This is a genomic window from Ornithinimicrobium sp. (assembly GCF_030537745.1).
GTDB lineage: Bacteria > Actinomycetota > Actinomycetes > Actinomycetales > Dermatophilaceae > Ornithinicoccus.
On sequence record NZ_JAUNVI010000026.1, the window covers coordinates 9,469 to 16,630 of the forward strand.

Annotated in this window: 7 protein-coding genes; all 7 read right to left on the reverse strand. The window is 68.2% G+C overall.

Annotated elements, in window-relative coordinates; translation table 11 throughout:
• Window positions 1–57: 57 nt before the first annotated feature.
• The 7 genes from Q4P07_RS07460 to pcaC all read right to left on the reverse strand — a co-directional run bounded on the left by Q4P07_RS07460 (window position 58) and on the right by pcaC (window position 7,054).
• The gene (locus Q4P07_RS07460) at window positions 58–933 is read right to left on the reverse strand and encodes an ABC transporter ATP-binding protein (protein ID WP_303374279.1); all 876 of its coding nucleotides are present in this window, start codon (window positions 931–933) and stop codon (window positions 58–60) included.
• Entirely contained in the window at window positions 926–1,699 is a 774-nt protein-coding gene (locus Q4P07_RS07465; protein ID WP_303374280.1) for an ABC transporter permease, read from the reverse strand. Before Q4P07_RS07465 ends, Q4P07_RS07460 begins: the two co-directional genes overlap by 8 nt.
• Window positions 1,696–2,547: an ABC transporter permease gene (locus Q4P07_RS07470; RefSeq protein WP_303374281.1), complete on the reverse strand. Its 852-nt coding sequence runs from the start codon at window positions 2,545–2,547 to the stop codon at window positions 1,696–1,698. Before Q4P07_RS07470 ends, Q4P07_RS07465 begins: the two co-directional genes overlap by 4 nt.
• Complete coding sequence (locus Q4P07_RS07475) at window positions 2,544–3,548, reverse strand: ABC transporter substrate-binding protein (protein ID WP_303374282.1); 1,005 nt, start codon at window positions 3,546–3,548, stop codon at window positions 2,544–2,546. Before Q4P07_RS07475 ends, Q4P07_RS07470 begins: the two co-directional genes overlap by 4 nt.
• Window positions 3,549–3,646: 98 nt before the next feature.
• Window positions 3,647–4,849, reverse strand: a complete 1,203-nt coding sequence (locus Q4P07_RS07480) for a 4-hydroxybenzoate 3-monooxygenase (protein WP_303374283.1) — start codon at window positions 4,847–4,849, stop codon at window positions 3,647–3,649.
• Between the two features lie 82 nt (window positions 4,850–4,931).
• The gene (locus Q4P07_RS07485; protein ID WP_303374284.1) at window positions 4,932–5,762 is read right to left on the reverse strand and encodes an IclR family transcriptional regulator C-terminal domain-containing protein; all 831 of its coding nucleotides are present in this window, start codon (window positions 5,760–5,762) and stop codon (window positions 4,932–4,934) included.
• Window positions 5,759–7,054, reverse strand: a complete 1,296-nt coding sequence (pcaC, locus tag Q4P07_RS14350; protein ID WP_368660260.1) for a 4-carboxymuconolactone decarboxylase — start codon at window positions 7,052–7,054, stop codon at window positions 5,759–5,761. Before pcaC ends, Q4P07_RS07485 begins: the two co-directional genes overlap by 4 nt.
• Window positions 7,055–7,162: the final 108 nt, after the last annotated feature.

Consider the following 7,162-nt stretch of genomic DNA (forward strand, 5'->3'; position numbering starts at 1 on the left):
GTGTTCGGGGCGGTGGTGTTCGCAACGGTGGTCTTGTCGGTGCTCGTCATCAGGTCCTCACGGGTGCTGGTCGGGCCGGACGCCAGCCGCGATCTGCGCGGGGACGACCCCCGCCTTGGCGAGCTGGATCTGCTCGTAGATGTGGTGACGTAGCTCGGCGAACCGGGGCGTCGACCGAGTGCCGAGCTGGTCGCGCTCGTCGGGAAGGTCGATGTGGACGTCTTCCTGGACCACCGTCGGGGCGTGCGAGAGCACGATCACCCGCTCCCCCAGATAGACCGACTCGTCGATGTCGTGGGTGACGAAGAGCACGGTCACGCCCAACCGGTGCCACAGGTCTCGGACCAGGTCCTCCAAGTCCGCCCGGGTCTGCGCGTCGACCGCAGCAAAAGGCTCGTCCATGAGCAGGATGTCCGGCTTGTAGGCGACGGCGCGGGCGATGGCGACGCGCTGCTGCATACCTCCGGACAGCTGCCACGGATAGCGCTTGTGGGCGTGCGCCAGGCCGACCGCCTCCAGTGCCTCGTCGATGCGCTGGGCGCGCTCGGCGGCCGGGATGCGGGCGTTCTTCAGCGGCAGGTCCACGTTGCCGTGCACGGTCAGCCAAGGGAAGAGGCTGCGGCCATACTCCTGGAAGACGACCGCCATGGTCTTGGGCGGACCCGTGACCCGCTCACCGTGCAGGACTACCTCCCCCGACGTGGGAGAGAGCAGCCCGGAGATGCACTTGAGCAGTGTCGTCTTGCCCGCCCCGGAGGGGCCGACGATGCAGGCCAGCTCGCCGCGCGCGACGTCGAAAGTCAGGTCGCGGATCGCCTCGACGTCCCCGGACCGGCTCGGATAGATTTTCTGCAGTCCGCGAACTGACAGCAGCGGTTCGTCGCCGTTGCGGCGGCCGGCTGCATCGTCGGTGACGGGGGTGGGTTCATTCACTGTGTTCGACTTCCTTCAGTCCGTAATACCAGGCGAGGACACGCTTCTCGACGAGGGCGAAGGCGGCCGCGAGGGCCACCCCGATCAGACCGAGCATCACGATGCCACTCCACATCTCGGTCACCGCAAACATCCGTTGGAACTGCACGATCGTGAATCCGAGCCCTGAGGAGGACCCGAACATCTCGGAGATCACCATCAGGATCAGGCCAAGTGACAGGGCCTGTCGGATCCCCGCGACGTAGTAGGGGCTGGTCGCCGGCAAGGTCAGCATCGTGAACTTGGAGCGCCCCGTGATGCCGTAGACGCGTGCGGTGTCCTGCAGGACCTGATCGACCGACCGGACACCCTCGATGGTGTTGAGCAGCACCGGCCAGATGCAGCCGGAGATGATGACTAGCACCTTCATCGTGTCGTTAACACCGACGAGCACCATCAGGACTGGGATGAGGATCGGCGGCGGGAGGGCCCGGAAGAACTCCAGCACCGGCTCGCTGAGGCGGCGCAGCAGGACGCTGGAGCCGATGGCCAGCCCCATCAGGATGCCGAGCACGATGGCGACGGTGAGGCCGATGACCAGCCGGACCAGGGAGGGCACGACGTCGCTGGCCCACCGGGGCCCGACCCATACCTCCCAAAAAGTGGTGACGAGCTTGCCGGGCTTCGGCACCCAGAAACTGTCCGACCCGAGGGTCAGCAGCCACCACAGCAGCACAAGTGTCGCCGGGAGCGCGAAGACGTAGAAGGCTCTCTTGGCAAGTCTCATGCGTTCAGCTCCGCCCGGACAGAGGGGTGCCAGGAGAGCACGCGCCGCTCAATACTGCGGAAGACCGCATTGATCAGCACGCCGATGAAGCCGGTGGCGACCACCAGCGCATACATGGGGGCAACCGAGCCGCCGCTCTGCGCCAGGGCGATCTCTTTGCCCAGGCCGGGGTTGCCGATGACCAGCTCTGCGGTGACCGCAAGGATCAACGCCACCGCTGCCCCCAGCCGTAGGCCCGTCATCAGGTAGGGCAAGGTGGTTGGCCAGGTGACGTGCCGGATCCGGGCCAGCTGGCCCAGCCCGAAGCTCTTCGCAGTGCTGTCGGCGACCGGGTCGACGTCGGCGACGCCATACAGGACCTGGATGAGGACCTGCCAAAAGGATGCGTAGACGACGAGCAAGAGTTTGGACTCGAGCTCGAAGCCGAAGAGCAGGACGGCCAACGGGATCAGCGCGACCGACGGGATCGGCCGCAGGAACTCGATCGTGCTGTTGGTCAACTTGCGCAGGAAGGTCGAGCTGCCGATCACCAGCCCGATCAGGACCGCCGCCACGACGGCGATGGCCAGGCCGATCGCCCAACCCTTCATGGTCTCCCAGACCGCGATCCAGAACTCGGCGTAAGTCAGGTTGCGCAGGAAGTAGCCGACCACCTCGCTGGGCGGCGGGAGGTATTTGGCCGGGACGAGTCCAAGGCGTGGGACCAGCTCCCAGGCCAGCAGGAACAGGCCCGTGCCGACGACGCCCAGGACGACTGAGGGTAGTGCCACGAGGCGGGCGTGCAGCGTGCGAGCAGGCTGCGACGTCACCTCTGGTGGCGTAGCGTCCTGGGCCGTCGTCAAGGTCATGGCAGGAGTTCGTCCAGGTTCGGTGCCTTCTTCAGCGTGCCGTACTTGAAGGCGGCCTCCCCGAGCTTGGCCATCGCGTCCCGGTTGAAGTCGGCACGGAAGCGGGGCAGCGTCATCTCGGCGCGGCCAGCCTCGTCGATCTTGGTGTAGGTGCCGACGATGCGCCGCACCTCATCGGGGTTGTCGTTGGCGAACTCGAGCGACTTCTTCATCGCGGCGGTGAAGGACTTGGCCAGCTCTGGGTCCTTCTCGATCGTCTCCACCGTGGTGAAATAACCGGCGATGTCCAGCTCGGGGTCGAAGTCGGCATAGTTGTTGGTGATCAGGGTGGCGCCTGCGTCGGTGGCCCGGCTCTTGAACGGCTCCAGGATCCACGCGGCATCGACCTGGCCGCGCTCGAGCGCCGCCGGCATGTCCGGGAAGGCGATCTCCACGAACTTGATCGTCGACGGGTCGCCGCCGGCCTCCTCGACGACCGAGCGGATGGTGGTGTCACCGATGTTGTTGAGGTTGTTGACGGCGACCGTCTTGCCGGCGAGCTCGGCTGGGGTCTTGATGGTCGAGCCCTTGGGTGCGAGCACGCCGCTGAAGTCGGGGTCGGTGCCGGTCGTGGTCACGCCGTTGCTGAGATACTTCAGCGGCAGGCCCTGGTCGACGGCCACCATGACGGACACCGTGTTGCCGAAGGCCACGTCGAAGGAGCCGCTGGTCACGCCGGGGACGGCGGCCGCGCCACCGGTGGTCTGCACGATCTCCAGCTTGAGACCTTCTTCCTCGAAGAAGCCCTTCTCCTGGCCAAGGAAGATCGGGGCGGTGTCGACGATCGGGATGACGCCGACCTTGATCTCGCGCAGGTCTGCGGGAGCGTCGCTGGCGTCGCCGGCGTCGACCGCAGCGCCGTCGGTGCTCGGGCCGCTGGTGGAGGACGGCGAGCCGGAGCCGCAGGCGGTGAGCATGGCGGCCGTGACGGCCGCCGTCAGGAACGTGAGGGTGCGTTTCATGGTGGTTTTCTCCTGAGGTAGGGACGGGGTGAACTGTGGAGTTGGGGAGGTGGGCGGGATGGTCTGGGCGCCGATCGGCCGCGGTGGTTCGGGGCGGATCACCGCTTTTCTGGCCATCCCGTATAGGCCTCCGCGAGGAAGCGGCGACCATTCGTCGATTGGACGACCATGTTGAGCTCCCCGACCTGTCGCGCCGTGTCGAAGGTGGCGAACTCGCCGGGGAGGGTGTGCAGCATGGAGGTCATCCAGTAGGAGAAGTGCTGAGCCTTCCAGACGCGCTCCAGCACTCGGGGAGAGTACTCCTCCAACGCCGACGTCTGCCCACCGTTGACGGCGCGGTCGAGGACCTCGGCTAGGACCTTGACATCCATCAGCGCCAGGTTGAGCCCCTTCGCGCCGGTCGGTGGGACGGTGTGGGCGGCGTCGCCGGCCAGAAAGAGGTGGCCATAGCGCATCGGCTGGCAGACGAAGGACCGGAACCGCAGGACGACCTTTTCCGTGATCGGGCCCTTGGCGAGCACGAAACCAGGGACCTCGGTGCGCCGATCGAGCTCGTGCCAGACCTGGTCGTCGCTCCACGCGGTCGGGTCGGTGTTCGGGTCGCACTGGAAATACATCCGCTGCAACGTCGGCGTGCGCTGGGAGATCAATGCGAAGCCGTGGTCGCTGTGCGAGTAGATGAGCTCCGGCGCGCTCATCGCCGCTTCCGTCATGATCCCGAACCACGCGAACGGATACTCCCGGAAGTGGTGGACGCCCACCTCGCGCGGGATCTCGGCGCGGCAGATCGAGTGCGAGCCGTCGGCACCGACGAGGTAGTCGCAGGTCACCTCGTGGTGCTGCCCCTCGGCATCGACGAAGGACATCGTCGGCGCGTCGCTGGTGACACCGGCCACGCTCGAGTCGCTCACCCCGAAGTGGACGTTGCCACCGTCACGCGCGCGGGCGTCGGCCAGGTCGATGAAGACGTCGGTCTGCGGGTAGAGCCACACCGACTCCCCCACGAGGTGCTCAAAGTCGATGCGGTGGCCGGCACCCCCGAACCTCAGCTCGATCCCCTCGTGCCGGTAGCCGTCAGTGAAGATGCGGTCGCTGACCCCCGTCTCGGTGAGCAGTCGCACGCTGCCCGCCTCCAGGATCCCGGCCCGGTTGGTGTGCTCGATCGTCTCGCGGGTGCGGTTGTCAATGACGACGCTGTCGATGCCGTTGCGGTGCAGCAGGTGCGAGAGCATCAGGCCGGCGGGACCGCCGCCGACGATGCCGACGGTGGTCGTGCTGCGGGTGACCTCTGCTGTGCTCATCGCTGCTGTCTCCGTGCTGATGGGTGGCTGGTGGGGGCTGGCGGTTGGGCGCCGGCTGGGACGGTGGGTTTTTAGATGAAGGTCAGCGGATCATGGCCAATTCTTCCTCGATGAGCGCCGCTGCCCCCCCGAGGGCCTCGACAAGGGTCTGCGGTGAGTGTGGCGTCCGCCCGTCGTGGACCGGCATCGAGCAGTTGATGGCCGCCACCACCTCCCCCTCGTCTCTGAGGGGGAGAGCGACGCTGCGCAGCCCGAGCGCCAATTGCTGGTCGGCCACGGCATACCCCTGGGCCCGGACCCGGGTGAGCTCGGCGCGCAGGTCCTGCGGGTCGGTGAGGGTATGACGTGTCAACGGCTCCAGCGGTGTCGTCGCCAGGTAGGAGTCAAGCTGTGGAGGCGGCAGGTGTGCCAGCAGCACGCGTCCCATCGACGTCGCGTAAGCCGGGAACCGGGTGCCCACCGGGATTGCGGTGGCCATGATCCGATGGGTCTGGACGCGCGCGATATAGAGGATGTCCGGGCCGTCCAGGACACTGACGGAGGTGGACTCCCCCAGGTGCGTGGACAGGCCTTTGAGGTGCGGCTGGGCGATGTCGGCCAGCGGCAGGCCGGAGAGGAAGGCGTAGCCGAGGCGCATGACCCGTGGCGTCAGCGCAAAGCGCTGATCGTGCTGGCGGGCGTAGCCCAGGGTGAGCAGCGTGTGGAGGAAACGCCGCGCCGTCGCGCGCGTCAGACCGGCACGTTTGGCGACCTCGCTGAGGGTGAGCTCGCGATGCTCGGCGTCGAAGGCGGTGATGACGTCTAGCCCACGGGCCAGGGACTGCACGAACTCCCCGCTCCCGCCACCCTTGGCTGGCGGAGTCGGCAGCGCGGGCGGGGTGGCCCCGTCGCCGCGTGCGGTGACGGACGTCATGGAGCCTCCTCCTCCAGCACCCGTTGCGCGAGGCTGAAGGCATGGTTGGCCGCTGGCACCCCGCAGTAGATCGCGGACTGCAGGAGGACCTCGGCGATCTCCTGGTCGCGAAGCCCGTTGCGTCGCGCGGCACGCACGTGCATCTCGAACTCGGCCCAGTGCCCCAGCGCGATGAGGGCCGTCAGCGTGATCGCGCTGCGGGTGCGCCGGTCCAGCCCGGGTCGGGTCCAGATCTCCCCCCAGGCGTAGCGGGTGATCAGGTCCTGAAAGTCCTGCGTGAACGCGCTCTGCGTCGACTGCGCGCGGTCGACGTGCTCGTCTGAGAGGACCTCGCGCCGGACGGTCATCCCGGCGGTATGCCGCTCGCCGGCCGTCACCTCGTGGCCGCTGTGCGCCCGGGCCCCCACGGTGTCCTGGGCGACCGGACGGGCGGGAGTGTCGCTGGAACGGATCGTCTCTACCCACCCCGCCAACAGTTGCCCGACTTCTTCTGGTGCCTCAGCGGGCGCCAGATGGGCGGCGTCCTCGATGATCGCCAGCGTGGCTCCCGGGATGGCCGCCGTCAACGCGTCCTGCTGCTCCGGCGTGCAGACCGAGTCGTGTCGACCTCCCAGCACCGCCACGGGGATCCTGATCGCGGCGAGGTCAGCGCGCAGGTCAGCGGCGCCGATCGCGCCGCAGACCCGTGCATAAGAGTCCTTGTCGGCGTGCTGCAGGTTGCTGAGCAGTGCGGTGCCCACGCGCGGCGACCGCTCCAGGAAGCCGGGCGCAAACCAGCGCTGCGCCGACCCCTCGACCATGACGGGCGTGCCAGCCCGGCGCACCAGGTCTGCGCGCTCGGACCAGGCCTGGGTGCTCCCGATCTTGGCCCCGGAGCACACGATGGCGCTGCCACGCACCCTCGGGGGGGCCAGAGTCGCCCCGGCCGAAGCCTGCTCGGGCGCCGAGGCCTGCTCGTGCGCCGAGGCCTGGTCGGTAGCCAGGGCAAGACCCACCATCCCGGCGACGCTGACGCCAGCGTGCAGGAAGGAAGCGCCCGGACGGGCCGTGTCCACGAGGCGGATCACCGCGGCCGCGAGGTCCTCGATGGTGAAGGCCTCATCGAGCGGGGCGGCCTCGCCGTGGCCAGGCAGCTCCCAGCCCAGGACGTCAACGCCGCCCGACTGGTCGAGCACCTGCGCGCAGCGCTCCCACAGCGCGACGACCCCGGTGCCCAGCGACGGGCCGACCACGAGGAGATCGCGGCCCCGGTCAGGGGTCAGCCAGTGCCCTTGAAGATGTAGGTCGGTCATCGGGTCCCTCTCTGTCGCCAGGCGCTGAGGGCCTCATCCGTCAAGGAGTGCGCGGCCCCCAGGTAGTCGGCGGCTGGAAGCTGCGACGGTCCCTGGCCGGTGCTGTCG